Origin of the sequence: Tepidiforma flava (genome assembly GCF_027594505.1) — a bacterium.
Classification (GTDB): Bacteria; Chloroflexota; Dehalococcoidia; order Tepidiformales; family Tepidiformaceae; genus Tepidiforma; species Tepidiforma flava.
Genome location: NZ_CP115149.1, coordinates 846,550 through 870,353 on the forward strand (window position 1 = coordinate 846,550; position 23,804 = coordinate 870,353).

23 protein-coding genes are annotated in these 23,804 nt (G+C 71.7%); 8 read left to right on the plus strand and 15 right to left on the minus strand.

Translation table 11 applies throughout. From position 1 onward, the window contains the following. Positions 1 to 15: 15 nt before the first annotated feature. Positions 16 to 438 carry a DUF983 domain-containing protein gene (locus tag O0235_RS05165; protein WP_270057471.1) on the plus strand — a complete coding sequence of 141 codons (423 nt, stop codon included), beginning with the start codon at positions 16 to 18 and terminating at the stop codon, positions 436 to 438. Next, complete coding sequence (locus O0235_RS05170; RefSeq protein WP_270057472.1) at positions 435 to 1,265, plus strand: GNAT family N-acetyltransferase; 831 nt, start codon at positions 435 to 437, stop codon at positions 1,263 to 1,265. Before O0235_RS05165 ends, O0235_RS05170 begins: the two co-directional genes overlap by 4 nt. Here the strand turns inward: O0235_RS05170 and O0235_RS05175 are convergent. The 3 genes from O0235_RS05175 to O0235_RS05185 all read right to left on the minus strand — a co-directional run bounded on the left by O0235_RS05175 (position 1,262) and on the right by O0235_RS05185 (position 2,787). Next, a complete protein-coding gene (locus O0235_RS05175; protein ID WP_270057473.1) occupies positions 1,262 to 1,492 on the minus strand; it encodes a hypothetical protein in 231 nt (76 codons plus the stop codon). The genes O0235_RS05170 and O0235_RS05175 overlap by 4 nt on opposite strands. Then, complete coding sequence (locus tag O0235_RS05180; RefSeq protein ID WP_270057474.1) at positions 1,489 to 2,109, minus strand: hypothetical protein; 621 nt, start codon at positions 2,107 to 2,109, stop codon at positions 1,489 to 1,491. Before O0235_RS05180 ends, O0235_RS05175 begins: the two co-directional genes overlap by 4 nt. Before the next feature lie 117 nt (positions 2,110 to 2,226). Continuing rightward, positions 2,227 to 2,787: a GNAT family N-acetyltransferase gene (locus O0235_RS05185; RefSeq protein WP_270057475.1), complete on the minus strand. Its 561-nt coding sequence runs from the start codon at positions 2,785 to 2,787 to the stop codon at positions 2,227 to 2,229. Positions 2,788 to 2,874: 87 nt separating this feature from the next. Between O0235_RS05185 and O0235_RS05190 the strand changes: the two genes are divergently transcribed. Beyond that, positions 2,875 to 3,780: a TVP38/TMEM64 family protein gene (locus O0235_RS05190; protein WP_270057476.1), complete on the plus strand. Its 906-nt coding sequence runs from the start codon at positions 2,875 to 2,877 to the stop codon at positions 3,778 to 3,780. Positions 3,781 to 3,798: 18 nt separating this feature from the next. Here the strand turns inward: O0235_RS05190 and coaBC are convergent, their stop codons facing one another. After that, complete coding sequence (gene coaBC / locus O0235_RS05195; protein ID WP_270057477.1) at positions 3,799 to 5,022, minus strand: bifunctional phosphopantothenoylcysteine decarboxylase/phosphopantothenate--cysteine ligase CoaBC; 1,224 nt, start codon at positions 5,020 to 5,022, stop codon at positions 3,799 to 3,801. A gap of 16 nt (positions 5,023 to 5,038) precedes the next feature. After that, positions 5,039 to 5,812 (minus strand): type III pantothenate kinase, encoded by a 774-nt coding sequence (locus O0235_RS05200; RefSeq protein WP_270057478.1) that lies wholly within the window; start codon positions 5,810 to 5,812, stop codon positions 5,039 to 5,041. 176 nt (positions 5,813 to 5,988) lie between these two features. Here O0235_RS05200 and O0235_RS05205 point away from each other — a divergent pair, with 176 nt between their 5' ends. Beyond that, positions 5,989 to 6,531, plus strand: a complete 543-nt coding sequence (locus O0235_RS05205; protein ID WP_270057479.1) for a ferritin — start codon at positions 5,989 to 5,991, stop codon at positions 6,529 to 6,531. A gap of 72 nt (positions 6,532 to 6,603) precedes the next feature. On the opposite strand, the gene O0235_RS05210 is transcribed toward O0235_RS05205, so the two are convergent. The 7 genes from O0235_RS05210 to O0235_RS05240 all read right to left on the minus strand — a co-directional run bounded on the left by O0235_RS05210 (position 6,604) and on the right by O0235_RS05240 (position 12,411). Next, on the minus strand, positions 6,604 to 7,518 hold the full coding sequence (locus O0235_RS05210) for a DUF4328 domain-containing protein (protein ID WP_270057480.1): 915 nt from the start codon (positions 7,516 to 7,518) through the stop codon (positions 6,604 to 6,606). A 52-nt stretch (positions 7,519 to 7,570) separates the two neighbouring features. Beyond that, complete coding sequence (locus tag O0235_RS05215) at positions 7,571 to 8,113, minus strand: hypothetical protein (protein ID WP_270057481.1); 543 nt, start codon at positions 8,111 to 8,113, stop codon at positions 7,571 to 7,573. A 438-nt stretch (positions 8,114 to 8,551) separates the two neighbouring features. Next, positions 8,552 to 9,496, minus strand: a complete 945-nt coding sequence (locus tag O0235_RS05220; protein ID WP_270057482.1) for a PLP-dependent cysteine synthase family protein — start codon at positions 9,494 to 9,496, stop codon at positions 8,552 to 8,554. A gap of 10 nt (positions 9,497 to 9,506) precedes the next feature. Next, positions 9,507 to 9,803 carry a MoaD family protein gene (locus O0235_RS05225; protein ID WP_270057483.1) on the minus strand — a complete coding sequence of 99 codons (297 nt, stop codon included), beginning with the start codon at positions 9,801 to 9,803 and terminating at the stop codon, positions 9,507 to 9,509. A 42-nt stretch (positions 9,804 to 9,845) separates the two neighbouring features. Next, complete coding sequence (gene moeB, locus O0235_RS05230; protein ID WP_270057484.1) at positions 9,846 to 10,952, minus strand: molybdopterin-synthase adenylyltransferase MoeB; 1,107 nt, start codon at positions 10,950 to 10,952, stop codon at positions 9,846 to 9,848. An 89-nt stretch (positions 10,953 to 11,041) separates the two neighbouring features. Then, complete coding sequence (cysK, locus tag O0235_RS05235; RefSeq protein WP_270057485.1) at positions 11,042 to 11,977, minus strand: cysteine synthase A; 936 nt, start codon at positions 11,975 to 11,977, stop codon at positions 11,042 to 11,044. Further along, positions 11,974 to 12,411: an RrF2 family transcriptional regulator gene (locus tag O0235_RS05240; protein ID WP_270057486.1), complete on the minus strand. Its 438-nt coding sequence runs from the start codon at positions 12,409 to 12,411 to the stop codon at positions 11,974 to 11,976. Before O0235_RS05240 ends, cysK begins: the two co-directional genes overlap by 4 nt. Before the next feature lie 229 nt (positions 12,412 to 12,640). Between O0235_RS05240 and O0235_RS05245 the strand changes: the two genes are divergently transcribed. After that, positions 12,641 to 13,801, plus strand: coding sequence for a DnaJ domain-containing protein (locus tag O0235_RS05245; RefSeq protein ID WP_270057487.1), 1,161 nt, complete (start codon positions 12,641 to 12,643; stop codon positions 13,799 to 13,801). Here O0235_RS05245 and O0235_RS05250 read toward each other — a convergent pair. Then, complete coding sequence (locus O0235_RS05250; protein ID WP_270057488.1) at positions 13,798 to 15,177, minus strand: vWA domain-containing protein; 1,380 nt, start codon at positions 15,175 to 15,177, stop codon at positions 13,798 to 13,800. The two genes, O0235_RS05245 and O0235_RS05250, sit on opposite strands and share 4 nt — an antisense overlap. Continuing rightward, complete coding sequence (locus tag O0235_RS05255; RefSeq protein WP_270057489.1) at positions 15,170 to 16,486, minus strand: AAA family ATPase; 1,317 nt, start codon at positions 16,484 to 16,486, stop codon at positions 15,170 to 15,172. The genes O0235_RS05250 and O0235_RS05255 overlap by 8 nt, the downstream gene beginning before the upstream one ends. Positions 16,487 to 16,653: 167 nt before the next feature. Here O0235_RS05255 and O0235_RS05260 point away from each other — a divergent pair, with 167 nt between their 5' ends. The 3 genes from O0235_RS05260 to O0235_RS05270 all read left to right on the plus strand — a co-directional run bounded on the left by O0235_RS05260 (position 16,654) and on the right by O0235_RS05270 (position 20,113). Next, complete coding sequence (locus tag O0235_RS05260) at positions 16,654 to 17,895, plus strand: acyl-CoA dehydrogenase family protein (protein WP_270057490.1); 1,242 nt, start codon at positions 16,654 to 16,656, stop codon at positions 17,893 to 17,895. Positions 17,896 to 18,054: 159 nt separating this feature from the next. Then, on the plus strand, positions 18,055 to 18,825 hold the full coding sequence (locus tag O0235_RS05265; protein ID WP_270057491.1) for an SIR2 family NAD-dependent protein deacylase: 771 nt from the start codon (positions 18,055 to 18,057) through the stop codon (positions 18,823 to 18,825). A gap of 61 nt (positions 18,826 to 18,886) precedes the next feature. Continuing rightward, complete coding sequence (locus O0235_RS05270) at positions 18,887 to 20,113, plus strand: serine hydrolase domain-containing protein (protein ID WP_270057492.1); 1,227 nt, start codon at positions 18,887 to 18,889, stop codon at positions 20,111 to 20,113. 7 nt (positions 20,114 to 20,120) lie between these two features. Here the strand turns inward: O0235_RS05270 and O0235_RS05275 are convergent, their stop codons facing one another. Beyond that, entirely contained in the window at positions 20,121 to 23,744 is a 3,624-nt protein-coding gene (locus O0235_RS05275) for a PDDEXK-like endonuclease domain-containing protein (protein WP_270057493.1), read from the minus strand. Positions 23,745 to 23,804: the final 60 nt, after the last annotated feature.

The following is a 23,804-nucleotide window of genomic DNA, read 5'->3' on the forward strand; positions in this document are numbered from 1 at the left end:
ACACCATGGAAGACAGTGGAGAACCGTGCTGCAGCGGGAGGCGCACCGGCGGGCGGTGCGGCGTGGCCGCGGTTCGGCGTGCTGCGGCGGGTGGGCGCGGCGCTGGCGATGCGCTGCCCGCGCTGCTGCCGCGGGGCGGTGTGGGCCGGGCCGTTCCGGATGCGGGAGCGGTGCGCGGTCTGCGGGCTGGCGTTCGAACGGGAGCCGGGGTATTTCACGGGCGCGATGTACGCGAGCTACTTCATCGGGCTGTTCGCGACGCTGCCGGTTTGGCTGTGGCTGCTGCTGGCGGGGGCGCCGTTCGGGGCGATCGCCGCGGCGGCGTTCGTGCTGGTGGGACTGGTGACGCCGGCGGCATTCCACTACTCGCGGGTGGCGTGGATGCAGATCGACGCGTACTTCAACCCCTCGACGTTCGTGCGCGACGACCCGGGATGATGGAGCGGTTCCGGATTCGGCCGGCGGGCGCGGAGGATGCGGAGGCGCTGGCGGAGCTGTACGCCGGGAGCGGGCTGGCCGGCGCGCCCGGGGACGCGGGGGAGGCGGCGCGGCTGCTGCAGACCGGGGCGGCGTTCCTGCTGGCGGAAGATGACGCCGGCATCGCCGGGGCGGTGCGCTGGCGGGAGGAGGAGGGGGTGGCGTGGTTCGACCTGCTGCGGTCGCTGGAGCCGTGGGCGGGGGCGGAGCTGGTGCGGGCGGTCGGGCGGGCGGCGCAGGACCGCGGGTTGCGCACGGCGCGCTGCGCGGCGCCGGATACTGCTGCGATGGCGGCGTACTTCGCGCGGCTCGGCTACCTGCCGGTGGGCCACACGCGGGACGAGGCCGGTCAGCGGCTGGCGGTGTTCGAGCGGCGGCTGCCGCTACTGACGGTGCGGGAGCAGCGGCGGGCGGACGCGGCGGCGATCGGGCGGCTGACCGGCACCGACCCGTGGGTGTTCGATCAGGGCGCGCGGCCGGGCTGGTTCGTGGCGGCGGACGGCGAACGGGTCGTCGGGGTCATCAGCGCGGCCGATGCCGGCGGCGGGCTGGCGCGGCTTTCGGAGCCGGTGCTGGAGCCGGCCTACGAAGGGCGGGGGCTGGAGGTGTGGATGGTCGAGCGCGCGCGGGAGTGGGCCGAGACGAACGGGTTCCACACGTGCGAACTGGCGGCGGGGCCGCGGACGCTGCCGCACCGGAGGGCGCTCGAGGACCGGCTGTGGCAGCTGGAGGACAGGGTGTTCCGGCGGGTGGTGCGGCGGCAGCCGGGAGACGGCGAAGAAGATTAGCGCTGGGGCTGCAGGCCCCGGTGGAGCCAGCGCGCCTCCTGGAGCAGGCGCTCGCGGCGAAGGCGGGCGAGTTCGGCGCGGAGCTGGTCGCGCTCGGCCTGGAGGTCGCGGATGTGGTCGCGGAGCGCCGCGACAAGGAGGTCCATCTCGGTGACGCGCGCGAGGGCGTCGCGGCGGACGGCCTCGATGTCGGCGCGGAGGTCGGCCGGGCGGACCAGGGCGCTCACCGCGGCCCGCCCGGGGGCGGCAGCGAACCGGGGCCGGGTTCGCGGAGGGCCGCGGGTTCGCGCTGGAGGAGGAGGTCGCGGTGCTGGCGGAGGTCCTGGAGGTTGCCGTGGAGCGCGGCGATGACCTCTTCGAGGGCGGCAAGCCGGGCGTCGCGGCCGGCGGCGGTGAGTTCGAGCGAGCGGGCCAGCTGGAGGGCGCGGTCGCGCTGCTTGCGGGCCTTGCGCAGCTGCTTGCGGAGGGCGCGGTTTTCTTCGTAGAGGGCGACGAGGGCCCGGACGAGGGCGGCGGGCGGGAGGGCGGCGGCGGCCTCGGGCGCAGCGGCCGCGGCAGCCGGGTCGACGGCGAGGAGGTCGCCCTGCTCGGCGGCGAGGCGGTCGAGGCTGGCCTGGAGCCGGTCGAGGTCCTTGCGGACCTGGCGGACGAGGCGCTCGGCGCGGGCGTCGGCGGCGGATGCCTGGCTCTTCAGGGGCGCGGCGGCGGGGCGGGGCGGCTGGAGCAGCTCATCCCACGTGCCGGGCGTCTCGTGGCCGGCGGGGAAGGGGATGGGCGGCGGGGCTGCCGGCGCCTCCGGGGGCGGCGGTTCCTGCGGCGGGGACTTGCGGAGTGGGAAGCGCATGGGGCGGGCCCGGATTCACCTGTTTCTCCCGAAATATACGCCCGCTTTTCGCCGTTCCGCAGGGCGCGGCGGCGCGGCCGGGGGCGCCCGCGCGACCTCTCAACCTTCGATGAAGCTTTATGTCGCGCGGCTGGCCGGCATGCCCCAGGCGGGCGCCCCGGGCGGCGGTTCGCCGAGGTCGAGCTGGTAGTAGCAGGTATCGAGCCACTGGCCGAACTTGTAGCCGGCGTTGCGCAGCGTGCCGACCCGTTCGAAGCCGAGCCGTTCGTGGAGGCGGATGCTGGGCGTGTTGGAGGAGGTGATGGAGGCGAGGACGGTGCGGACGCCGATGCGGCGCGCCTCATCGAGGAGGGCGGCGAGGAGCTGGCGGCCGAGGCCGAGGCCGCGGGCGGCGGGGTCGAGGTAGATGGTGTCCTCGCGGGTGAAGCGCCAGCCGGGCTTATCGCTGACGAACGTGAGGCAGGCGAAGCCGAGGAGTTCACCGGTTGCGGACTCGGCGGCGAGGACGGGCTGGAGGCCGTCGGCGTGGGCGGCCCACCAGGCGGCGCGCCGGGCTTCGGACCAGGGTTCGGTGTCCCAGGTGGCGATGCCGCGGAGGATTTCGTCGTTGTAGATGCGGTTGATGGCCGGGAGGTCGGCCTCGCGGGCGGGACGGATGCGGGCGGAGGCGGCGTCCACGGGCGGATGGTACTGCGGAAAGGTTTGGGACGGGTGTCGCGGGGCGTTCATTGTGCGATGTCGGCGATGCCGTAGGATTTTGGGCGGATGCGCGACGGACTGATCGGGGTGTTTGCGCTGGCGCTGGGGGCGGCCGTCACGCTGCTGGGGCTGCGGTATTTGCACTCGACGACGGTCGCGGTGGGGCTCGGGGTGGTCGTGGCGTACGTCGTGTGGGGTGAGCTGACGGACCTCATCGGTTCCGGGCGGCGGGAGGAGCCGCTGCCGCCGGGGACGCCGCTGCTGATGAATCCGAAGTTCCGGCGGCGGGTGCTGGGAGTGCTGGCGCTGGGCGGTGCGAGCGGCGTCATCCTGCTCGGCCTGCTGACCGGCGACATCGATGTGGAGAAGGTTCGGAGCTGGATTCGCGACCTCGGGCCGTGGGGACCGGCGCTGCTCATTCTCGTGCTGGCGCTGGCGATGATCGTGGCGCCGATCCCCAATCCGCCTTTCATGATCGCGGCCGGGATTGCGTGGGGGACGTTCTGGGGCGTGGTGTACGCGGTCATCGGGCAGCTGCTGGGGTCGGTGGTGATTTTCGCGATTTCGCGGAAGTTCGGCCGGCGGTTCATCCCGCGGCTCATCGGGCAGGAGGGCGCGGAAAAGGTCGACCAGCTGGCGAAGGAGATGGGGCCGCACCTCGTGTTCTGGTGGCGGATGATGCCGGTGTCGTTCGATTTCGCGGCCTATGCGGCCGGGCTGACTGGGATGTCGTTCCGGCTGTACACGGCGCTGGTGTTCCTCGGGTCGATCGTGCCGACGACGGTGGTGGTGGCGTTCGGCGACTCGTTCGGGAAGTCGTGGCAGGCGCAGGCGGTTTCGGCGGCGCTCATCGCGGTGGCGCTGGCGGTGCCGGCGACGGTGTTCTACATGCGCTACCGGAAGCAGCTGCCGCCGCCGCGGGAGTGGGTGGGGCGGATGCTGAGCGCGGGCGACCCCACGCCGGGTGCGTAGCGGGGCCCGGGGGCCCGGTCAGTCCGCCGGCTGGAGGCGCTCGAGGACGCGGTCGAGGATGAGGTGGGCGACGGCGTACTTGGAGAGGAGCGGGAACTCCTCGACGCGGCCGTCGTCGTGGAAGATGACGACTTCGTTGGTTTCGGTGCCGAAGCCGGAGCCGGGGGCGGAGACGTCGTTGGCGACGATGAAGTGAAGCCGCTTGGCGGGGAGCTTCTGGCGGGCGTAGTCGGCGAGGTTGCGGGTTTCGGCGGCGAACCCGACGCGGACGCCGCCGCCGGGGAGGCTGGCGATGATGTCGGGGTTCTGGGTGAGCTCGATGGCGAGGGTTTCCTGCCCGGGGGCCTTTTTGATCTTGTGGTCGGCCGGGCTGACCGGCCGGAAGTCGGCCGGGGCAGCGGACATGATGACGGCGTCGGCATCGGCGGTGGCCTGTTCGAGGGCGACGAGCATCTCGGCGACCGTCTGGACATCGACGCGGTGGACGCCCCACGGGGTTTCGAGCGCGACCGGGCCGGCGACGAGGGTGACGAACGCGCCGCGGTCGCGGGCGGCTTCGGCGATGGCGAAGCCCATCTTGCCGGTGGAGCGGTTGCCGACGAAGCGGACGGGGTCGATCGGTTCGTAGGTGGGGCCGGCGGAGACGACGATGTGGCGGCCGCGGAGGTCGCCGGTGCGCTGGCCGAGGAGCTGGCGGAGCGCGCCGAGGATTTCGGGGACTTCGGCGAGGCGCCCGGGGCCGCTGCGGCCGCTGGCGAGCCGGCCGATCATCGGGCCGACGACCTCGACGCCGCGGTCGCGGAGGGTGGCGACGTTCTCCTGCGTGGCGGGGTGCTCCCACATCTGGCTGTCCATCGCAGGGGCGACGAGGATGGGCGCGGCGGTGGCGAGGGCGGTGAGGGCGACCATGTCGCCGGCGAACCCGTGGGCGAGGCTGGCGAGGCAATCGGCCGTGGCGGGGGCGATGACCATCGCATCGGCGCGGCGGGCGACTTCGACGTGCGCCTCGGTCTCGGCTGCCGCGAACATGTCGATGACGACATCGCGCCCGGTGAGCGACTTGAAGGTGAGGGGAGCGATGAATTGCGCGGCGGCCGGCGTCATGACGACTTCGACGGCGGCGCCGGCCTGGCGGAGCTTGCTGGCGAGGTCGGCTGCCTTGTAACAGGAGATGGAGCCGGTGACGCCGAGGACGATGTGGCGGCCCTGGAGCGGGAGATCGCGGGGGGTGGAATCGGCCATGCAGTTCCCCGGCAGGTCAGTCGCGGTCGGTGTTGAGTTCGTAGATGAGGCGGAGGCCGATGAGGGTGAGGTCGCCGTTGACGATATCGATGCAGTCCGTTTCGGAGGCGACGAGGGAGGCGAGGCCGCCGGTGGCGACGACGGGCGGGTTGCCGCCGAGCTCCTGTTTGAATCGGGCGACGAGGCCTTCGACGAGGCCGACGTAGCCGAACAGGATGCCGGACTGCATGGCGTGGATGGTGTTCTTGCCGATGGCGGCCGGCGGGCGTTCGAGCTGGACGCGGTAGAGCATGGCGGCGCGGGAGAAGAGGGCCTCGCTGGCGATGCCGATGCCGGGGGCGATGGCCCCGCCGAGGTAGTCGCCGTGTTCGTTGACGGCATCGAAGACGGTGGCGGTGCCGAAGTCGACGACGATGACGGGGGTGCCGTAGAGGCGGCTGGCGGCGACGGCATCGATGATCCGGTCGGCCCCGAGCTGGCGGGGGTTGTCGTACAGGATGCGGACGCCGGTGCGGAGGCCGTGGCCGACGAGGAGCGGTTCGACGCGGAAGTACTTGCGGCAGACCTGCTCGAAGGTGGGGATGAGCGGGGGGACATCGCAGCCGATGATGCAGGCGGTGACGGCGCCGGAATCGATGCCGCTGTAGTCGAGGAGGGAGAGGATGAGGACGCCGTACTCATCGGGGAGTTTTTCGCGCTCGACGCCGATGCGCCAGGTATCGACGAGGCGGTCGCCGTCCCAGAGGCCGATGTGGATGGAGGTGTTGCCGATATCGAAGGCGAGGAGCATGAGGCGGGTGAACCATCCTGGCTTCGGGCCGTGTGGGGTGGTCCCGGTGCCGGGGGCAGGATAGCGGATCGGGCGGGAAGCGGGAACCGGGAGGCGGGAAGCGGGAGACGGGAAGCGGGAGACGGGGGGAGGTAGGGTAGACTGGGCTTGTGCTCGATTGGAGCTGGAGGTGCATCGTGCAGCTATCGGAATCGCTGACGCGCGCGTACAACGCGCAGATCAAGCTGGAGTTCGAATCGTCGTTCGTGTACCTGCAGATGGGCGGCGACTTCGAGCTGCGGAGCCTGCCGGGGTTCAGCCACTGGATGCGGCTGCAATCGTCGGAGGAGTACACGCACGCGATGAAGTTCATCAACTTCGTGCTGGAGCGGGGCGGGCGGCTGGAGCTGCTGGCGCTGGACAAGCCGGCGCCGACGCCGCCGACGGTGGTGGAGGCGTTCGAAGCCGCGCTGCGGCACGAGCAGCGGGTGACGAAGGCGATCCACGACCTCTACGCGCAGGCGCTGGAGGAGCGGGATTACGCCTCGCTGCCGCTGCTGCAGTGGTTCGTGAACGAGCAGACGGAGGAGGAGGCCACGGTCTCGCAGATCCTCGACCGGCTGCGGATGGTGGGAGACGACCGGACGGGCATCCTGTTCCTCGACCGGGAGCTTGGTCAGCGGGCAGGGGCAGCGCACGCCGGCGCGGCGGCGGAGCAGGAGGACGGCGGGGGCGCCTGAGCGCGCGCGCTGGCATCTGCGACTGCCCGGCGGGATGCATGCCCGCCGGGCCGTTGCGTTGCAGCGGAGGGCTCAGCCGCGGGAGATGGGGCCCTGGGGGACGGCGCCGGGCGCGCCGAGCCCGGGCAGGTAGCGGCGGGCGTACTCGTCCTGCCGGGCGGTGAGGTTCCGGACGAGGACGATGAGGAAGACCATGCTCATGGCGACGAGGGTGCCGCCGGCGAAGCCGGCGTAGCCGATGGCGGTACTGGTATCGTCTTCGGTGGGGATGCCGACCAGGGCGACCCAGGTGCCGACGTGGTAGGCGACCCAGCAGAGCACGTGGATGGCCGGGACGGGGCGGCCCTTCCACTGCCAGCCGATGGGCGGGGCGATCGCGGGGTCGGTAGCGCGCCAGGCCTGGTTCCAGATGCGGAGGGGGAACCAGTAGTTGATGACCGGGACGAACCAGCTGCCGACGGCCCAGCCGGTGCCGAGTTCGAGCGCGGGCTGGAAGGGGAGGAGGTTCCCGGTGATGCGGCGGGTCCAGATGATGAGGAGGATGCCGACGGCGATGGCGGCGAGGGAGCCGAAGCCGATGAACGCGCCGGAGATGTCGAGCGCGTCCCAGTCATCGGTGGCGGCGCCGGCGAGGCCGAGCCCGGCGGCGATGCCGTAGAGGGCGGCGGCGATGGCGGCGGTGATCGAGATGCCGAGCGCGAGCCCGGAGGCGGAGAGGTAGAACCACTGCGGCCCGTAAACCGGCGCGGCCGGCGGCGGGTAGGTAGCGTAGGGCGCTTGGGGCCAGGCCGGGGGCTGCGCCGCCGGCTGGCCGTAGCTGCCCGGCTGCGGCGGGGGCGGGGCCGCCCCGGCCGGGGATGCAGGCGGGGCGGCGGGAGGTGCCGGCGCGGGCTGCGAAGACGGCGCAGCGGGGGCGAGGCTGGCGCCGCACTTCCAGCAGAAGGCGGCTCCCTGCGCATTCCAGGCGCCGCAGCGGGTGCAGTACATGGGGCGCTCCTCCGTGGGATGGGGGAATTGTGAGGTGCCGGGAATGTCGCCGTCACCCGCCGGGCGGCGCGGGCCACGCGGCGGGCACCGCACCGGCCCAGATGCGGGCATAGGTATCCTGCCGGGCCGTCAGGCCGCGGACGAGGAGGATAAGGAGGAGCAGGGCGACGGCAGCCCCTCCGCCGAGCACGGCAAGGTAACCCCCGGCATCGAACGCGGTCCACTCCGTGGTGTCGACTGGGACTCTGGAGCCCACCGCAACGGTCAGCCACAGCGTGTTGGCGACCCAGTGCAGGTGTCGGCCCTGCATCCACTTGTAGTTCCAACCGATCGGCGGCGGGAGATTGGGGGAGGTCGCGCGCCACGCCTGATTCCAGAGACGGACAGGGAACCAGAACATGAGAATCGGGGTGAAGAAGGCCCCGACCGCCCACGCCGTGCCGAGCTCGAGATCAGCGCCGAACGGCTTCAGGTTCCCGGTGACCCGGCGCGTCCATGCAATGATCAGCCCCATGGTCGGGATGACGGTGATCGCTCCAAGACCGATCCAGATGAGCGCGGCATCGATCGTGTCCCACTCGTCTTCGTACTCCACGGAAAGCCCGAGAAATGCCCCCAGCCCAAAGCACCCCATGGCGATGGACCCGGCGATGGTCGCAGCGAGCGCGAGACCGGATGCAGAGCGGTAGACCCAGCCGTCGTATGAGATGAGGAGGGGGTCGGTGGGAACCCACCCGAGTCTTGGGGCCATGGCCGGTCCAGCCGGAGGCGGGGATGCAGGGGCGAGCGGGGCGCCGACCGGGAGGGCGCCGGGAGGTTCAACCTGCGGCGCGGTGGACTCAGCGCCGGACGGTGAGCCATCGAGGCTCACGGCGCGGGAGCCACACTTGTGGCAGTACCGGGCCCCGGCAGGGAGCCCTTCACCACAGGACGAGCAGTACACGATAGGGCAAACCTCGCGACAGCAGGATGACGGCGCGGAAGTTTACGGCGCGGTCGCGTCAGGTGCTGTCGCGGAGGGCGGCCGGCGGGGCTACCACCAGATCTTGCTTTCGATGTCCCCGGGCAGGTCTTCCCAGTCGGTGGTCCAGAGGTTGGAAGAGAGGTACTTCCAGCCGCCGTCGGCGAGGAGGCAGACGATGTGCTGTTCGCCTTCGAGCCGCTCGGCGGCTTTGAGGGCGGCCCTGACGACGGCGCCGCAGCTGATGCCGACGAAGAGGCCTTCTTTCTGGGTCAGCTCCTTGGCCATGGCGAAGCTGGAGCGGCTATCGACGACGATCTTGCCGTCGAGCACGGTTTCATCGAAGACGGGCGGGATGAAGCCTTCTTCGAGCGCGCGGAGGCCCTGGACGAGGTCGCCGGGATGGGGCGCGGCGGCGATGACTTTGACGCCGGGCTTCTTCTCCTTGAGGTAGCGGCCGGTGCCGGTGAGGGTGCCGCCGGTGCCGAGGCCGGCGACGAAGACGGTGACCTCGGGGAGGTCGCGGAGGATTTCCGGCCCGGTGGTTTCGTAGTGGGCGCGGGGGTTGGCTTCGTTGCCGTACTGGTAGGGGAAGTAGTACTTGCCGGGGTTGGCTTCGACGATCTCCCTGGCTTTTGCGATGGCGCCGTTGGAGCCGAGTTCGCCGGGGGTGTAGATGATTTCGGCGCCGTAGGCGCGGAGGAGGAAGGTGCGCTCTTCGCTGACGGATTCGGGCATGACGCAGACGACGCGGTAGCCCTTGACGCGGCCGATCATGGCGAGGCCGATGCCGGTGTTGCCGGAGGTGGGCTCGAGGATGGTGTCGCCGGGTTTGAGCTCGCCGCGGGCCTCGGCGGCTTCGATCATGTACTTGGCGATGCGGTCTTTGACGGAGCCGGTGGGGTTCTGGCCCTCGAGCTTGGCATAGAGGTGGATGCCCGGCCGCGGGGAGAGCCGGCGCATCTCGACGAGCGGGGTGTTGCCGATGAGTTCGAGGACGGAGCGGTAGAGCGCCATGGCGCGGGGGCTACTGGCCGCCGGCCAGCGCGGGGAGGATATCGAGGACGTCGCCGGCCTTGAGGGCGGTCTCGATGCCGCCGGTGTACCGGATGTCTTCGTCGTTGAGGTAGATGTTGACGAAGCGGTGCGGCTTGCCGTCGGGGCCGTACACCTGCGCTTTGAAGCCGGGGTAGCGGGCTTCGATGTCGTCGAAGACCTCGGCGACGGTGCGGCCGGCGGCTTCGATGGTTTTCTGGCCGCCGGTGAGCTTCTGGAGGACGGCAGTGACGCGGACGCTGACAGTGGGGGTGGAGGTGCTGGTCATGGCTGGTCGGGTCGTCTCCGGTGATGGGATGCGGTCGCGGGCTCAGCCGCCGAAGGGCGCGGCGGCGTGGGGGATGGGTGCGCCGCAGAAGGCTTCATAGTCGATGAGTTCATGGATGGTGGGGTTATCGCCGCAGAGCGGGCAGTTCGGGTCGCGGCGGACCTTGACGATGCGGAATTCGAGGGTGAGGGCATCGTAGAGGAGGAGGCGGTTCACGAGGGGTTCGCCGATTTCGAGGATCAGCTTGAGCACTTCGGTGGCCTGGATGCTGCCGATGGTGGCGCACATGGCGCCGAGGACGCCGGCTTCGGCGCAGGAGGGAACCATGCCGGGCGGCGGCGGCGCGGGGTAGAGGCAGCGGTAGCAGCCTTTGCCGGGGAGGTAGGTGGTGGCCTGCCCGTCAAACATGAGGATGGAGCCGTCGACGAGCGGTTTCTTCAGCAGGTAGCAGGCGTCGTTGACGAGGTACCGGGTGGCGAAGTTGTCCGCGCCGTTCACGACGATGTCGTACTGGCTGATGATTTCGAAGGCGTTGTCGCTCGTGATCGGGGTCTCGTGGGTGACGACCTCGATGTTGGGGTTGTGGGCGAGGAGGGTTTCGCGGGCGGACTGGACCTTGGGCTTCCCGATGTCGTCGGTCTGGTGAAGGATCTGGCGCTGGAGGTTGGAGCGGTCGACGACGTCGAAATCGACGATGCCGATGGTGCCGACGCCGGCGAGGGCGAGGTAGAGCGCGACGGGAGAGCCGAGGCCGCCGGCGCCGATGATGAGGACCTTCGCTTCGATGATTTTGCGCTGCCCGGCGCTGCCGACCTGGGGCATGATGATGTGGCGGCTGTAGCGCTCGACCATTTCGGGGGTGAGGGCGGTGGGGGCGCCGCCGGCGAGGGCGGGGATGACGGCGACTTCGTCGCCTTCGTTCAGCTCGGTGGCTTCGCCGGCGAGGTTTTCGATTTCGACCTGGTTCACGTAGATGTTGATGTGGCGGGCGCGTTCGCCGGTGGAATCGACGAGCTGGGCGCGGAAGCCGGGGAACTGGCGGTCGAGGTCTTCGATGATGTCGCGGACGGTGACGCCGGTGGCGCGCACGCTGGCCCGGTTGCCGACGAGGTGGCGGAACGGGGTGGGGATGTAGACGTTGACTGACACGGGGGTCCTCCTTCGGCTCTGGTCAGCTGGAATATGGTTGCACATTGCAACGCTCCCTGCGCGCGGCGCGGGCACGGCTCTGGCGGGGGTTACATGTTGACGCTGAGGTAGCGCTCTCCAGTGTCGCAGATGACAGTGACGACCGTCTTGCCGGCGCCGAGGCGCTCAGCGATTTTGCGGGCGGCGAAGACGTTGGCGCCCGCGGAGATGCCAGCGAGGATGCCTTCTTCGCGGGCGAGCCGCTTCGACCACTGGATGGCGTCCTTGTCTTCGACGCGGATGATTTCGTCGTAGATGGTGCGGTCGAGGACGCCGGGCACGAAGCTGGCGCCGATACCCTGGATGGCGTGCATCCCGGCGCGGCCGCCGGAGAGCACGGGGGAGCGGGCCGGTTCGACGGCGACGATGCGGACGCGATCGCCGAGGCGTTCGCGGAGGACGCGGCCGACGCCGGTGATGGTGCCGCCGGTGCCGACGCCGGCGACGAAGGCGTCGATGCGGCCGCCGGTGGCCTCGAGGATTTCGCGGGCGGTGGTGCGGGCGTGGATTTCGGGGTTGGCGGGGTTTTCGAACTGCTGCGGCATGAAGTAGTCGGGGTGCTCGCGGCAGAGCTCCTGGGCAGCGAAGACGGCGCCGGTCATGCCTTCGATGGCGGGGGTGAGGACGAGTTCGGCGCCGTACCGCTCGAGGAGACGGCGGCGCTCGACGGACATGTCTTCGGGCATGGTGAGGATGAGGCGGTAGCCTTTGACGGCAGCCACGAGGGCGAGGCCGATGCCGGTGTTGCCGGAGGTGGGCTCGACGATGGTGGAGCCGGGCTGGAGGCGGCCGCTGCGTTCGGCCTCCTCGATCATGGCGAGGGCGATGCGGTCTTTGACGGAGCCGCCAGGATTGAGGCTCTCCATCTTGCCGAGCACGGCGGCGGCATCCTGTGGGATGACGCGCTTGAGGCGGACGAGCGGGGTCGCCCCGATGAGGTCGAGGACGGAATCGGCGATGCGGGGGCGGCCTGTTTCAACGGTCATATGACCCATCTCCCGGCGGTGGCGGTGGGCTCGCGTTCGAGCAGGTCGGCGAGGGTGTAGGACGCGAGGATCTCTTCGGTGGCTTTGCGGATGCGCTCCCAGATTTCGCGCTGGCCGCTCTGGTGGGGGTGGTCGGTCATCTCCGGGGGTTCATCGAGCCAGGCCACGGGGGAGAGGGAGCCTTCGAGCACTTCGATGACGTCTTTCACGCTGACCTGGTCGGGCGGGCGGACGAGTTCGTGGCCGCCGGACGGGCCGCGGACGCTGCGGATGAAACCGGCTTTGCGAAGGGTGGAGAGCAGCTGGTCGAGGTACTGCTCGGGGATGTGGCGGCGGAGGGCGATTTCGGAGGACTGGAGCGGGCCGCCGCCGTAGTTGGCGGCGAGCTCGATGAGGGCGCGGAGGCCGTAATCGCCGCGGGTGGAGACGCGCATGGTGGCCGGGGTGCCCTCCTTCGCGGAAAGTCGAGTAACTCGCTCAACAATGGTAGGGGGTGGGCGGCGGGGATGCAAGGGAGGGGAGGGAGTTGGGAGTTGGGAGTTGGGAGTTGGGAGCTGGGAGTTGGGAGGAGGGAGCTGGGAGCTGGGAGCTGGGAGCTGGGAGCTGGGAGGGAAGATAACCTCCAACCTCCAACCTCCAACCTCCGGGTGGGATACTGGGAGGGTGGCGCAGCGACGGGATTACTACGCGGAGCTTGAGGTGGCGGCAACGGCCTCGTTCGAAGAGGTCCGGGCGGCGTACCGGCGGCTGGCGCGTGCGCACCACCCGGATGTGAACCCGTCGGAAGAGGCGGCAGAGCGGATGCGGCGCATCAACGAGGCGTGGGAGGTGCTGCGCGACCCGGCGCGGCGGGCGGAGTACGACCGCTCGCGGCCGGCGGGGGCGGCGCGGGCATTCGCGGGGGCGCGGGGCACCCGTCCCGGGCCGGCCGGCGCTGCGGGCCAGGGGACTGCGCGGCCCCGGGCGCGGCCTTCCGGGGCGGCGCGGCAGGCGCCGCGGCCGCGGCCGGCGGAGCCGCCGCCGCAGGACGGGCCGCCCGGCGGCGCCGGCGGGCCGCGCATCGACGGCGCGGTGGACTGGTACGGCTTCCTCGGCGTCCCGGCCGGGGCCTCGCGGGAGGCGGTGCGGCAGGCGATCGCGGACCTCGCTGAGGAGCTGCTGGGAAGCGGCGTCTCGGGCGAGCGGGTGACGAAGCAGCGGCAGCGGCTCCGGGAGGCGTGGGCGATCCTCGGCGATGAGCGGCTGCGCGCAGCCTACGACCGGGCGCGGGAAGAACACCTGCGGATGACCGGCGCGGCCGGGCCCGGGACGGGGGCATCGCCGGCGCGGGAGAACGGGCGCGTGCCGGCGGGCTGGCGGCAGGGCCCGGTCGCCGTCGGCGGGCTGACGGTCGAGGCCGGCGCCGACCTCCGTGGGGCGGACTTGCGCGGGGCTGACCTGCGGGGACTCGACCTCGCAGGCTGCGACCTCCGCGGCGCTGCGCTGACCGGGGCGAACCTCGAGGCGTGCTCGCTCCGCCGGGCGAACCTCGGAGGAGCGCGGCTGGATGGGGCGCTGCTGCGCTGGGCCGACCTCTCGCATGCGCGGTGCGAAGGCGCGAGCCTGCGGCAGGCGGACCTGGGCCAGGCGGCGCTGGCGGGGACGCTCTTCGCGCGGGCCGACCTTTCCGGGGCGACGATCGCGGGCGCGGTCGGCCCGGGGGTGAATTTCGAGTTCGCGAACCTGGCGCGGGCGGATTTCTCGGGGGCGCTGGTGACGCCGTCGCTCATCGCGCGGGGGCGGCTGGAATCGACGGTGTTCCCGGACGGGAGTGTGCGGGGCTAGCGGCGGGGACGGAACGTGATGCTCCCGGCCGCAAGGGGCGGGGCAGCGGCGCCGGCCGGCCGGGCGGGACGGAGGGCGCGCCAGAGGCGGGCGAGGGCGCGGGCCCAGCGGCGGAGGAGGCGGCCGAGGGAGAGGTCGAGGCCGAGCCCGGGGGAGCGCATGGCGGGGGCTTCAGCGCGCTCCCGCGGCGCGCCGGGCGGGGCGGCCATCCGCTCGTAGGCGCGGAGGAGGGCGTTGCGCCGCTGGAGCCGGTCGGCGGGGGCGGCGCCGGCATCGGTCGCCGTCTCGGGGCCGGCGTGGAGGCGGCCGTCCTGCTGGAGGAGCCACCGTTCCCGGACGGAGACGGGCAGGACGAAGCGAGTGGTATCGATTTCGGTGAAGGTAGCGCTCGCTTCGCGGATTTGTTCGAAGCTGGGAACGTAGTTCTTCGCCATCGGACCGCCCTTGAGGTGGATCGTGTGGAGGCGGATCCAGCGCGGGATGGACGGGATGGCGTAGGACTCGACGTCGGAGATGAGGAGGAGTTCGGTGGGCGAGGGTTCGAAGCCGGAACGGTCGCGGCCGACGGCGTCGAGCTCGCCGATATCGCCGATAGCGGTGGCGAGGGTGACGCGCATGTCGGTGGAGCCGTCGGGCGTGACGGCCAGGACGCGCCGGGCGAGGGCAGGGAAGTCGGCGGGCGCGAGACAGTCGGTCCGCGGGTGGACGCGGTTGGCGAAGGTGCGGAAGTAGATGCGCGCGCGCTCTTCGCAGGCGGTGATGAGGTAGGCGAGGACGAGGCCCTTGGCGAACTCGAGCTTGTTCGCGTCGCGCATGGAGTTGGAGACATCGAGGAGGACGTAGACGCGCTGCCGGCGGCGGAGCTGGGGCGGGGTCTTGAGGACGCGCTCTTCGGTGACCTCGTCGTAGTCCTCTTCGGCGGGGCCGGGGTCGACGTGGTAGAGGGCGTTGACGTCGCCGGAGAGGAGGCGGAACTCGAAGATGGCCGGGTCCAGGTCGCGCATGAGGAGGTCGGGCATGGTGACCCGGGGGAGGTCGTCGAGGTGGCGGAGGGGCTGGATGCGGGTGTCGGGCTGGACCGGGTAGACGATGCGGCGCTTCCGCTCGCGGCGCTCGATGGTTTCGTACTCGGGACGCTGGGGGCGGACGAGGCGCTGGACGTCGTCCGGGAGGTCGATGCCGGGGAGAGGGAGGCCTTCGCGCAGGGTGCGGGCGATGTTGAGGATGCGGAGCCACTCGGGCGGCAGGGCATCCACGGTTTCGCCGACGAGGTCGAGGATGCCCCACGAGCGGTAGAGGGCTTCGAGGTCGGCCTGGAGGGCGGCTGCGCGGGCGGCGGGGGATGCGCCGGCGAGGTCGGCTGCGGGCTCAGGCATCGGCGTGCTCCTCGACTTCTTCGAGGATCTCTTCCCGGAGGGCATTGACCCGTGGGTTGGAGATGTCGCGCCCGCGGAGAGCGTGGAGGAAGGTGTCGATGGTGACGTCGTGCCAGCTGGACTTGCCGATGAGGCTGAGGACGAAGCGGATGAGGCCGCGGTGGGCGGGCTGCGCTTCGAGCGGGATGCCGTGGAGGAAGAGGTGGAAGGACTGGGCGATGGCGGTGAGTTCGCGGACGGTTTCGAGGTCCGATTCGGTGTAGCCGGCGAGGGTGGACTGGAGGGCCTCGGCGAAGATGTCCTGGCCGGGGTCGTGGAGGGCGCGGTCGTTGCCGGGGATGATGGTGAGGACGAAGCGGAGGGCGGCGAGGTCCGATTTGTCGACGCGATCGCGGTGGTGGAGGAGGGCGGAGGCGTTGAGGACGTCGCGGCAGGCAGCCTTGGTGCGGGGCGAGACGTAGCCGTCGGTCGGGGGGCGGGCGCCGCCGGCGGCCCCGGCGCGGGCGGCATGGCGCGCGAGGTAGGCTTCGATGAGTTCGTTCTTGAGGAAGAGGATGTCGTGGGGGGCGTCGATGTGGCGGTCGGGGTGGTCGCCGAGGGCGATGCTGGAGAGTTCGCGCAGGGCGTCGAGGGGGATGCGGTGCTCGGGCGGCAAGGCGCGGCCGTGGTGGCGGGCGTAGGCCAGGTCGATGAGGATGTCGTTGAGGGCATCGCCGGCCGGGTCGATCGAGGCTTTGAACATGAAGCGGTCGAGGATCGGCTCGGAGATGGCGGAGAACTTGAGGTGGTTGGTCATGGCGAGGGCGGTGTGGAGGCGGGCGTCCTCCTGCTGCTCGCCCTGCTGGAAGCGGCGCTCGTTGAGGATGCCGAGGATCGCCTCGAGGACGACGTCGTTGGCGTTCATGAATTCGTCGAGGTAGGCGAAATCGGCGCTGACGAGGGAGTGGGCGGTGTTGTGCCAGAGGCGGCCTTCGTGGAACTGCTTGAGGTCGAGGCCGCCGAGGATGGTTTCGAGGCGGGTGCCCTGGGAGAACTGGGCTTTGAAGACGTCGCCTTCGAAGTGGCTGAAGACGCTGTCGCCGTAGAGGGATTTGCCGGTGCCGGCGCGGGAGATGAGGAGCTGGTGGCGGCGGGTGAGGAGAGCGAGGGCGGTTTGCTGGAGGAGCTGGGAGCGGCCGGGGAGGGCCTCGGAGACGCGGAGGAGGGCGCCCTTGAGCGCTTCGACCGCGCGGGGCACATCGAGAGGTTCGCCGCGGTAGTGGTAGGGGCGGCCGTCGGCGGGGATGAGGAGGCTCGAGGGGTCGCGCATGCGTGCCTCGCTGGCCGGGACGGCGCGCGGCCGTCAGCTTCTGCGCATACGATACACCAGATAGGCGGCTTCTATCGTTTCGAGGCTGTGTCGCGGGTGTCGCTTACGGCACGATTCGCTATGCTTCTGACAGTCTTTCGCCGAAAGCGAAATATCGGGGGCGACGGATGGAACCGTGGGAAGAAGACCTGGTCGCGAAGGTGCGGGAGCTGGCGCGCGGGCGGTGGCAGGAGCGCGCGGCGGTGTACGACCGGGAGGGGCGCTTCCCGCGGGAGAACATCGATGAGCTGCTGGCGCTGAAGGTGCCATCGATGGCGCTGGGGCCGGAGCTGGGCGGGCTCGGCATCAGCGCGGAGGGCCAGATGCGGGTGATGGAGGAGGTCGCCTACGGGGACGGCTCGACGGCGGTGGCTTTGAACATGCACGTGCTGGTGGCGAGCTTCCTCGAATCGACTCCGCCGTTCGAGCGGCGGAACCGGGTGCTGGCCGATATCGGGAAGAACGGCGCGCTCATCTGCGGCCCGGGGTCGATCCCGACGGGACAGCTCGACAACCGGCAGGCGGGCTTCCGCTTCCGGGACGAGGGCGACACGGTGGTGCTGAACGGGCGCGCGGGCTTCGCGAGCATGAGCGACGGGGCGAAGTATGCGCTCATCGGGGGGCAGCTGGAGAAGCCGGAGGGGCAGGAGCCGGACGTGGTGATCGCGATCCCGGAGCTGGCGACGCCGGGCATCCGGGTGCTGGGGAACTGGGATGCGATGGGGCTCCGGGGGACGGCGAGCCACGACATCGTCGCGGAGGAGGCGCGGCTGCCCAAGTCGGAGGTGCTGATCATCCCGGCGGCGATGCTGCGCATGGTGCTGGAGGCGCAGGCGAAGGTGGTGAACGTGCAGAGCCAGATGCGGGCGCGGGGGGCGCTGGGCATCCTCGCGATCTGGCTCGGGCTGGCGCAGGCGGCGTTTGATTTCACCGTTGGGTACGTCAAGGAGCGGCACGGCTACCTGGCGGGGCCGATGGCGGCGGTCGGCGCCTCACAGCCGGGCTACCGGGCGGACCAGCCGTGGGCGCAGTTCGCCATCGGGAACATGGACCACTGGCTGGAGACAGGCCGCATCGTGCTGTACGAGGCGGTGCGGCGCCTGGAGACGCCGTTCGAATCGCCGCAGGCGTTCACGCGCTACCTGGTGCGGACGGTGTACCACCTGCGGCGGATGAGCGAGGAGGTGTCGATGGGGGCGATGCGGGTGTGCGGGGCGCATGCCTACGTGAAGGTGCGGCCGCTGGAGCGGATTTTCCGCGATATGGTGGGCGGCAACGTGATGGCGTGGAAGACGGACGAGCTGCAGCACTCGCTCGGGCTGGCGGCGCTCGGGCGGGAGATTACGTTCGTGGGGCCCGCCGGCACCTGAGACGGGCCGTTCCCTCCTGTAGCGCCCCGCGCTGACGGCCGGCCCCTGGTCCGCGCAGCGCGGGGCGCGGTGGTTGGGGGGGTCAATTGACGCGCGCGCGGCCCGCGCTCCTAGACTCGAGAGGAGGCCGCGCGGCGCGGCGCTCGAAGGAGGCTGGCGATGGAGACGACGCTCGATGCTGCGGTCCGGCAGGTGGCCGACTGGCTGCGGGAGAGCCGCTCGACGGTGGTGCTGACGGGCGCGGGGATCAGCACGGAATCGGGCATCCCGGATTTCCGCGGGCCAAACGGGCTCTGGACGAAGAACCCGGGCGCCGAGAAGGCGGCGACGCTCCAGACCTACCTCGCGGACCGGGAGGTGCGGGTCCGAGCGTGGCGCGGCCGGGTCGAAGGCGGGCTCTGGACCGATGCCGAGCCGAACGCCGGCCACCTCGCGCTGGCAGAGCTGGAGCGGAAGGGGAAGCTGGAGCTCCTCATCACCCAGAACATCGACAGCCTCCACCTCAAGGCGGGGAACTCGCTCGAGCGGATGGTGGAGATCCACGGCAACCTGCGGGAGTTCGTCTGCATGGGCTGCGGCGAGCGCGGCCCCATCGAGCGGGTGCTCGAGCGGGTGCGGGCCGGCGAGGACGATCCCCCGTGCCGGCGGTGCGGCGGCATCCTGAAGTCGGCGACGATTTCGTTCGGCCAGAATCTCGTGGCGGAAGACTACGCGCGGTCGGAGCGGGCGGCGGCGCGGTGCGAGCTGTTCCTCGCCATCGGCACGTCACTGACGGTCTACCCCGTGGCGTACCTGCCCGAGGTGGCGCTGCGGAACGGCGCGCGGCTCGTCATCATCAACGCGCAGGAGACGCCGTACGACGGGCTGGCGCACGCGGTGCTGCGCGAACCGATCGGGCAGGTGCTCCCGCGCATCGTCGCCGCGGTGTAGCGAACACGGTTCGGCCGTTTCTGGTAGGCTCGCGCGCGGAGTTTGCGCGGGGGTTGTCGCCATGGCCGTCCTCGAAACGTCGTCGCCGACCGACCTCGGGCTGGACCCGGCCCGGCTCGGCTACCTCGATGAGCACCTGCACCGGTACGTCGATTCGGGCCGGCTGGCGGGGACGCTGGTGCTCGTTTCCCGCGGGGGCGAAATCGGCTACCTCGCGGCGTACGGCATGGCGGACCGGGAGCGGGGCGTGCCGATGCGGGAGGACACGATCTTCCGCATCTATTCGATGACGAAGCCCCTGACGTCGGTCGCCCTGATGCAGCTGTACGAGCGCGGGCTGGTGCAGCTCGACGACCCGGTGGAGAAGTACATCCCCGAGTGGGCGAACCTGCGGGTCTACGTGATGGGCAGCGGCCCGACGCTGGTGACGAAGCCGGCGAGCCGGCCGATGACGGTGCGCGACCTGCTCACCCACCAGAGCGGGCTGACCTACGGCTTCCTCGAGCGGACGAACGTGGACGCGATGTACCGGGAGCGGAAGATCGGCACGGTGGAGCTGAACGGGACGCTGCGGGGGATGGTGGAGGCACTGGCCGAGCTGCCGCTGGAGTTTTCGCCCGGCGAGCACTGGAACTACTCGGTCTCGACGGATGTGTGCGGCTACCTCGTCGAGGTGATCAGCGGAGAGCGGTTCGACCAGTACCTCGCGCGGCACATCATCGAGCCGCTTGGGATGCGGGATACCGCGTTCTGGGTGCCGCCGGAGAAGCGGGAGCGGTTCGCCGCCTGCTACGGCTGGGGGCCGAAGGGCATCCGGCTCATCGATGACCCGGCGGAGAGTGCGTACCTGCAGGAGCCGACGTTCTTCTCGGGCGGCGGCGGGCTCGTGTCGACCATCGGCGACTACTTCCGGTTCTGCGCGGCGCTCCTGAACGACGGCGAGCTGGACGGCGCGCGCATCATCGGCCGGAAGACGCTGGAGCTGATGACGGAGAACCACCTGCCGGACGGGAAGGACCTCGCGACTCACGCCCTCGGCCGGTGGGCGGAGACGACGTTCGCGGGGATCGGCTTCGGGCTCGGGTTCTCGGTGACGCTGGACCCGGCGAAGGCGCAGATTTCCGGGACGCCGGGCGAGTATTCGTGGGGCGGCGCGGCGAGCACGACGTTCTGGATCGACCCGCTGGAGGACCTGGTCGTCATCTTCATGACGCAGCTGATGCCGTCGAACGCGTACAACATCCGGCGGGAGCTGCGCGCGATCGTCTACTCCGCGCTGGCCGAATAGCGGACGCTCAGGCGCGGAGCGCGGCCTCGTACCGCTCGAGGATGCGGGCGAGCTCGGCCTCGGGGTCGCGATACCAGGCGGCGGCGAGGACGCGGTGGAGGCTCCAGCCCATCCGGCGGAGGACGGCCGGGTTGCCGACCTCGCGGTCGCGGCAGGCAGGGACGGCCCGGTAGCCCGGCCCGTCGCATTCGATGCCGAGGACGTACCGCTCCGAGTCGTCGGGGTGGGCGATGGCGAGGTCGACGGTGTAGCCGCCGGCGCCGACGGCCGGGACGACCCGGAGGCCGCGGGCTTCGAGGGCGGCGCGGACGGCCTGTTCGAAGGGGCCGGGCTGGCGTGGCGCGAAGCGGCCGCTGGCCTGGAGGGCCGGCAGGCCGCGCTCGGCGTAATCGAGGTAGTCGCGGAGGCGGAGGGCGCCGGTGGAGGTCGCGCGGGCGGGGTCGATGTCGGCGGCGCGGAGCGAGGAGACGACGATGGTCTTCCAGCGGGCGCGGGTGATGGCGACGTTGAGGCGGCGCTCGCCTTTCTCCTGCCCGATGGGGCCGAAGTTCATGATGAGGCGGCCGTCGGAATCGCGGCCGTAGCCGACGCTGAGGATCATCACGTCGGACTCGTCGCCCTGGACGGTTTCGAGGTTGCGGACGGTGCCGCCTTCATCGAGCCAGCGGCGGATGACGGGGTCGGCGAGGGCGGCCTCCTCCGCCTGCCGGAGGATCTCCTGCTGCTGGGCGATGGACATGGCGGTGATGGAGACCTGGCGCTTGAAGCCGGAGGCCTCGAGCTCCTGGCGGAGCAGGGCGAGGCAGCGGGCCGCCTCGGCGGGGTTGGCGCGGGTAGCGCCGCGGCCGTAGGCCGCATCGGCGACGTACTCGAAGCGGACGCCGGATTCGGGGCGGGAGCCCCACGCATCCGGGTAGGCGACGAGCCGGCCGTCGTAGAAGTGGACGTTCGAGAAGGCGATGAGCGTCTCGTCGCGGCTGCGGTAGTGCGCCTGGAGCATGGTGGAGGGGAGGGCGGGAGCGGCTTCGTCGAGGATGCTTTCGAAGGTGACGTCGTCTTCTTCGAGGGCGCCGTTTTCGCCGAGGTCGCGGCTGAAGAAGCTGGTCGGCGGCATCTGCTTCGAGTCGCCGACGATGATGGCCTGGGGGGCGAGGCTGAGGGCGACGGCCATGTCGGCGGTGGGCACCATCGAGGCTTCATCGAGGATGACGCAATCGAACCGGTAGGTGCGGGAGTCGTCGCCGTGGCAGAGGTACTGGGCGGCGGCGAGGGGGCTCATGAGGAGGCAGGGCTTGAGGAGCTGGACCGCCTCGCGGGTGGTGCCGAGCATGGTGCGGAGGGCCGGGCGTCGCTTCGCGCGGTGGTACTTCGCGAGCTGCTGCATGGCGGGGGTGCGCGGCGCGAGGCTGCGGCGGCGGGCGCGGAGCCGCCCGAGGACATCCGCCCGCGCGGCGCCGATGAGCTCCTGCTCCAGCCGGGCGAGCGATTCGGTGAGGCGCTCGTACTGGGTGGGGGTGAGGGGCTGCGCGGCGGCGATGGCGGCATCAGCCCAGGCGCCGAGCACCGAGGCGCGGGCGGCGGCTTCGAGGCGGCCGCGGGCGGAAGCATCGCGGAGGAGCGCGGCGGCCGCGCTCCGCATGCCGAGCCGCTCCAGCTCGGCGAGAGCGTCGGCGGCCTCGGCGAGCGCGTGCCAGTGGTCGAGGCCGGGAAGGAGGGCAGCGGCCCAGGCGGCAGCGTGCGCGACAGGACCCCCGAGCGGGTGCTCGCTGCCGAACGCCGGCGCCAGCAGCGCGGTATCGGCGGCGTACTGCTCGGCGAGGGCGCGCAGGCGGGCGGCGCGCTCCGCGGCGTTCGGGACGGGCTGGAAGCCGGCGCGGCGGGCCGCGGCGGCAGCCGTACGGGCGCGGTAGTAGCCCGGCGCGAGGAAGCGGAGCGGGGAGGCGGCACGGCGCTCGAGCGCGGGGAACGCCTCGAGGTGCGCGGCGGCAGCGGCCAGGTCCGCCGGGGTGCGGGCCCCCGGGTCCGGGGCGCCGGGCGCGAGGGCGCCGTCGAGCGCTGACGCAGCAGCGGCTGGCGCGGCGGCGATGCGCTCGAGCGCGGCGCGGAAGGCTGCCGGGTCGGCGGCGCCCGGGCCGCGGAAGGCGGCCCAGGGGCCGGCGAGCGCTTCGAGGGCGCCCGAGGGGAGGCGGTCGAGGCGGGCGAACTCGGCAGCAGCGTCGTCGAGCCAGTAGCGGCTGCAGCTCTCGAGCGGCGGAATGCCGGGGAGCTGGCGGCGGTCGGCGCGGCTGGCCTCGGCGAGGCCGATGAGGTCGTAGAGGGTCGTCCAGCCGCCCTCCCCGAGGGGGCGGGCCATGGCGGCAGCGTGGGCGTTCAGCCGCTGGCGGACCTCGGCGACCCGGGCGGGGAGGTCGGCGGGCGGCGGGGCCGGCGGCGGCCCGGCATCGAGGGTCTCGATGATTTCGCGGATGACGGCGGCTTTCGTATCGGCCCGCGCGCCGGCGCCGGCGTTGATGGCGAGGTGGAGGCAGGCTTCGCCGAGGCCGGCCTTCTGGAGGTTTTCGAGGACGACTTCGCGCGCGACGCGTTTCTCGGCGACGAAGAGGACGGTCTTGCCGGCGGCGAGGAGTTCGGCGGCGATGTTGGTGATGACCTGCGACTTGCCGGTGCCCGGCGGCCCTTCGATGACGAAGCTCTGGCCGGCGGCGGCCATGGCGACGGCTTCGAGCTGGTAGGCGTCGGCGTCGATGACGACATGGAGACTGCCGGGCGGAACCCGCTCGTCGATCGGCGGCCGGGGCGCGGCAGGCTCGGCGTCGGGCGGCGCGCCGCCGGCGGGCGGGGAGGACTCGCCGATGAGGCGCGCGATGACGGGGCTCGCGGCGAGGCGGCCGGCGCTGCGCTCGAGCTCTTCGACCATGGCGAGCTTGGCGAAGGCGAAGACGTCGACCGCGGGACCGTCGGCCTCGGCGGACCAGCCGTCCTGCGCGGCGATGGCGGCGCGGACGGCCGCGAGGTAGGCCTCGAGGCCATCGAAGAGGGGCTCGCCGTCTTCGTCTTCGAACGCCGGGAGGCGGATGCCGAACTGGGCGCGGAGGACGTAGGCGAGCGACGGGTTCACCTCCGGCGCGTCGTCGTCCGCGGGGGAGATGCGGATGGCGCGGGCGGCGCGGTCGAGGTCGAGGTCGACCGGGATGAGGATGAGCGGGGAGCGGAGGCGGTGGCCATCGGCATCGACCCAGTCGAGCCAGCCGAGGGCGAGGAAGAGGACGCGGATGCCCTGTTCGCGGTCGGCCTCGCGGGCGCGGTCGATGAGGCGGCGGGCGGCATCGAACGCGGCGCGTGCGCGCTCGTCCTCGGTGGGGTTCGGGGCGTCGGGCGCGAACTGGCGGGCCGTCAGCTCGACGGCGGATTCTTGGGCGAGAAGGGCGTGCCAGGTTTCCTCCGGCCCGAGGGGGAGGGCGAGGGTGTTGCGGGCGGGCCGGTAGTTGATGCCGCGGTTGCGGCGGGAGACATCGAGCAGCTGCTGTTTCCAGCGTTCGATGCGCTGGCGGAGGAGCGGGCTGACCTGCGGCGACTGGGGCGCGGGCTCGCGGCCGCGGAAGCCGAAATCGACGACGGGTTCGCTGGCCACGGGGTTCGATTATAGGCGGGCGGGTGCCGGGGGACGGGCCAGCGGCCCCGGCGGTGCCGG

Coding starts and splice junctions, on each gene's coding strand:
- O0235_RS05270 (WP_270057492.1), top strand. CDS start 18,887: ATGGCCGTCCTCGAAACGTCGTCGCCGACCGACCTCGGGCTGGACCCG.
- O0235_RS05210 (WP_270057480.1), bottom strand. CDS start 7,518: ATGTACTGCACCCGCTGCGGCGCCTGGAATGCGCAGGGAGCCGCCTTC.
- O0235_RS05255 (WP_270057489.1), bottom strand. CDS start 16,486: ATGCGCGACCCCTCGAGCCTCCTCATCCCCGCCGACGGCCGCCCCTAC.
- O0235_RS05250 (WP_270057488.1), bottom strand. CDS start 15,177: ATGCCTGAGCCCGCAGCCGACCTCGCCGGCGCATCCCCCGCCGCCCGC.
- O0235_RS05220 (WP_270057482.1), bottom strand. CDS start 9,496: ATGGCGCTCTACCGCTCCGTCCTCGAACTCATCGGCAACACCCCGCTC.
- O0235_RS05260 (WP_270057490.1), top strand. CDS start 16,654: ATGGAACCGTGGGAAGAAGACCTGGTCGCGAAGGTGCGGGAGCTGGCG.
- cysK (WP_270057485.1), bottom strand. CDS start 11,977: ATGACCGTTGAAACAGGCCGCCCCCGCATCGCCGATTCCGTCCTCGAC.
- O0235_RS05225 (WP_270057483.1), bottom strand. CDS start 9,803: ATGACCAGCACCTCCACCCCCACTGTCAGCGTCCGCGTCACTGCCGTC.
- O0235_RS05200 (WP_270057478.1), bottom strand. CDS start 5,812: ATGCTCCTCGCCTTCGATATCGGCAACACCTCCATCCACATCGGCCTC.
- coaBC (WP_270057477.1), bottom strand. CDS start 5,022: ATGGCCGATTCCACCCCCCGCGATCTCCCGCTCCAGGGCCGCCACATC.
- O0235_RS05265 (WP_270057491.1), top strand. CDS start 18,055: ATGGAGACGACGCTCGATGCTGCGGTCCGGCAGGTGGCCGACTGGCTG.
- O0235_RS05190 (WP_270057476.1), top strand. CDS start 2,875: ATGCGCGACGGACTGATCGGGGTGTTTGCGCTGGCGCTGGGGGCGGCC.
- O0235_RS05240 (WP_270057486.1), bottom strand. CDS start 12,411: ATGCGCGTCTCCACCCGCGGCGATTACGGCCTCCGCGCCCTCATCGAG.
- O0235_RS05170 (WP_270057472.1), top strand. CDS start 435: ATGATGGAGCGGTTCCGGATTCGGCCGGCGGGCGCGGAGGATGCGGAG.
- O0235_RS05180 (WP_270057474.1), bottom strand. CDS start 2,109: ATGCGCTTCCCACTCCGCAAGTCCCCGCCGCAGGAACCGCCGCCCCCG.